Source organism: Flavobacterium sp., from assembly GCF_041911335.1.
Taxonomy (GTDB): Bacteria; Bacteroidota; Bacteroidia; order Flavobacteriales; family Flavobacteriaceae; genus Flavobacterium.
In genome coordinates this window covers 1-3,016 of record NZ_JAYRPD010000011.1, presented here as the reverse complement: position 1 = coordinate 3,016, position 3,016 = coordinate 1, and the positions used below count along the sequence as shown (strand labels likewise).

Below are 3,016 nucleotides of genomic sequence, written 5' to 3'. Positions count from 1 at the left end.
GGTTTTCAGTCCGCTCGTAAGGGACTTACACCCTCTGGAAAAATAACACCCCGAAAACTTGGTTCGTAAAACTAAATTTGTATTTTTGAACTATTTGAAGAGCTTTCGGGGTGTGTCCTGCATATGCAGGGCACACACAGCGGTTTGCTTCAATGGCTACTTCCGGATTTTCCTACGGAAAATCCGCTGCTGAATGGAATGTTTTATTATATTTGTAATGGCTTGGTGTTGGTTCAACGCCACTGAGAGCAAGCCGCAGAACGTTGTATAAAACCATTGAGCAACAGACGCTCAAAAAAACTAAAAACAACGTTATGAAATTAATTAGAAAAAAAAAAAAATTAGTTCAAGGCAATAGTCCTCCAAAAAAGAAAGATTATAATCACATTTTTAACATAATAAATTTATACACATGAAAACATTTAAACTATTTACTGCTTTTGCTCTATTATCATTTATTACTTCAAATGCCCAAATTACTAAAGGAAATTGGATGGTAGGGGGTAATATTAGTTTTCAATATGATAAATACGAGAATAAAAATAATAATACAAATTCTCAAGGAACAACTGTTAATTATTCTGAACTAGGAAGTTATATCTTAAATATTGAGCCAAACATTGCTTATTTTTTTAAAGACAAAATTGCTATAGGAACAAGTATTAATTATATAAACAGTTTTACTGAAGGAAACTCATTTAGTTCAAATGGTATGAATTTAGGAATTAACCCTTTTTTAAGATATTATGTTTTAAATACTGAAAAAACATATAACGTATTTATAGAACCTTCTTATAGTAGATTTATGAATAAATCATTAGGAAATAGCAATGGTTTTGGTGTTAAAACAGGCTTTGTATATTTCCTAAACAGTTCAGTTGCTTTTGAAAGTATCATTAAATATTCAAAAAATTATTCAGAACAAAATAATCGTAATAACATTTATCTAGGCTTTGGCCTTCAAATACATTTAATAAAAGAATAACATGAAAAAAATAACTTCAATAATTTTACTACTCTTTGTAACATGCATAAATGCTCAAGTAGAGTTTAAAATAAAAAACGTAAAAGTAAATGGTATTTCTATACCTGACAACAGTCCTATAGAGTTTAATGGTGCAAGTTCAGTTGTGGTAAACTTTAAAGTCGAATTTACAAAGCCTTCTGAAATGTACATTGGCAGTATAAAACACGTAATTGGTACATACAACTCGTATGGTCAGTTTAAACAACTGATACAACCAGAAGATCTTTTTTTAGCTGCAGTAACTAATTCTGGTTTTTCAGGAATTTGGGAAAAAACATTATATGCTAGTGATTATACTTATGATGAAAATGGAAATTATTTAGTTGCAATTGTAACTCAAACTTCAGGAAATGGTCTTGTATGGGAAACAAATCATGTTCCCATAAAAAGAGGACCGCTATTCAGTTTAAATTATAATTCAATTCAAATTGAATGTGGTAATACAACTTCAAGAACCTTTACTGTTTCTAACTCTGGTACAAATATGGGTACTAAATCATATAATTGGAATATAGGAACGGGTTGGACAGGTATTGTAAATTCCAATATGTCTTCAATTACATTAACACCACTAAACGGTAATGTTTTACCTTCAAATGTTTCCGTAACTCCAATTTATAATGGAATAACTCAACCAACAAAAACCTGTATAGTTTCTCGCGCACCTTATACAACTAATGCAGCAATTACAGGAGCTGGTAGCGTTTGCACGTCTTCCGATTATTCAATAACTGGGTTACAATCTAGCGAAACTGTTCAGTGGTCAGTTTCTAATAATTCAATAGCATCAATTAGCAACCTAACTGCTACTTCCGTTACTGTGAACAAAATTGGTAATGGTACAATTGATTTAATTGCAACAATTACTAATTCTTGTAATCAAACTACAACAAAATCGCTATTAATTAATATTGGTGCTCCTACTTTTTCAACTACAAATATGAGTGGAGATAATAATCCGTTAACAGGAGAAACTATTTGGTATTCTGTTCAAGCACCAACTGGCTATACAAACTTGCAATGGTATTTTGATTATGCTGGTACAACAGGAACATCTGTTAATGGTTGGCAAATATTACAAGGTCAAGGAACTACAGCAATTGCAACTAAAGTAGGTAATCCAGGCTTAACATATGTTGTTTGCAAAGCATTTAATAGTTGCAGTAATTCTATTCAATACATGCCTATTCAGGTTAGAAGTATTACAGACCCATGTGATACTTTTAAAATAAATGTCAAAAATCCAATTAAAGAATCTGAAAATCTTGTTGGTAAAATTGTTCCGCCACCAACAGACCCTTGTGATGATTTATACGCAAAAATAATGGATAAAAAGGAGACTAAAAAGATTCAAGTTTTCGATTTATTTGGTAGAGCTATCTTTTCAGGCGATTTTGTGGAAGATAATTTTGATTTGAAATTGGAAAAAATTTCAAAAGGAACATACCTTCTTAATATTACACTTCAAGATGGTAAAATTCAACATGAAACAATTATTGTTGAGTAAAATACTTGAATGTATAACAAAATAAAAAGGAGTAGGGCAAGTGCTTATAGCACTTGCCCTACTCCTTTTTAATATTTAACTACTGCATTTAGAAATATCGCTACTGTAAATTAGAATATTTAAACAGTAAAATGATATTTGACAACTAAAACTAAATATATCTAAACTTAAAATAGAAATATCTTAACTACATTTAGATTTATCTTTACTGCAAAAAGAAATATTACTACTTCTAAAAGAAATACTCTTACTGCAAATAGAATATTAACGACTTCCAAAAAAATGGCTTCATACAATCGAGTAGACTGCCCTGCTAGAAACTAGCAGGGAGAGCCTCTCACACCACCAAGCGTACGGGCCACGTACTCGGCGGTTCGTAAATCATCAATCAAAAGCTCTTTGCACCTTTTGAGCTATCCATAATTTACTTTAAGACTAGGCTAAGATAACTTTCCTAATCGAATTTCTTGGAGATTTACGTT

2 protein-coding genes are annotated in these 3,016 nt (G+C 31.2%); both read left to right on the top strand.

Going from position 1 to position 3,016, the window contains the following annotated elements; genetic code table 11:
* Nucleotides 1-412 precede the first annotated feature (412 nt).
* Nucleotides 413-985, top strand: a complete 573-nt coding sequence (locus ACE3PD_RS01235) for a hypothetical protein (protein WP_374398764.1) — start codon at nt 413-415, stop codon at nt 983-985.
* 1 nt (nt 986) lies between these two features.
* Nucleotides 987-2,534, top strand: coding sequence for a hypothetical protein (locus ACE3PD_RS01230; protein WP_374398762.1), 1,548 nt, complete (start codon nt 987-989; stop codon nt 2,532-2,534).
* Nucleotides 2,535-3,016 lie beyond the last annotated feature (482 nt).

Bases quoted from the DNA above. Each gene is read 5' to 3' on its own strand.
- ACE3PD_RS01235 (WP_374398764.1), top strand. From the start codon at position 413: ATGAAAACATTTAAACTATTTACTGCTTTTGCTCTATTATCATTTATT.
- ACE3PD_RS01230 (WP_374398762.1), top strand. From the start codon at position 987: ATGAAAAAAATAACTTCAATAATTTTACTACTCTTTGTAACATGCATA.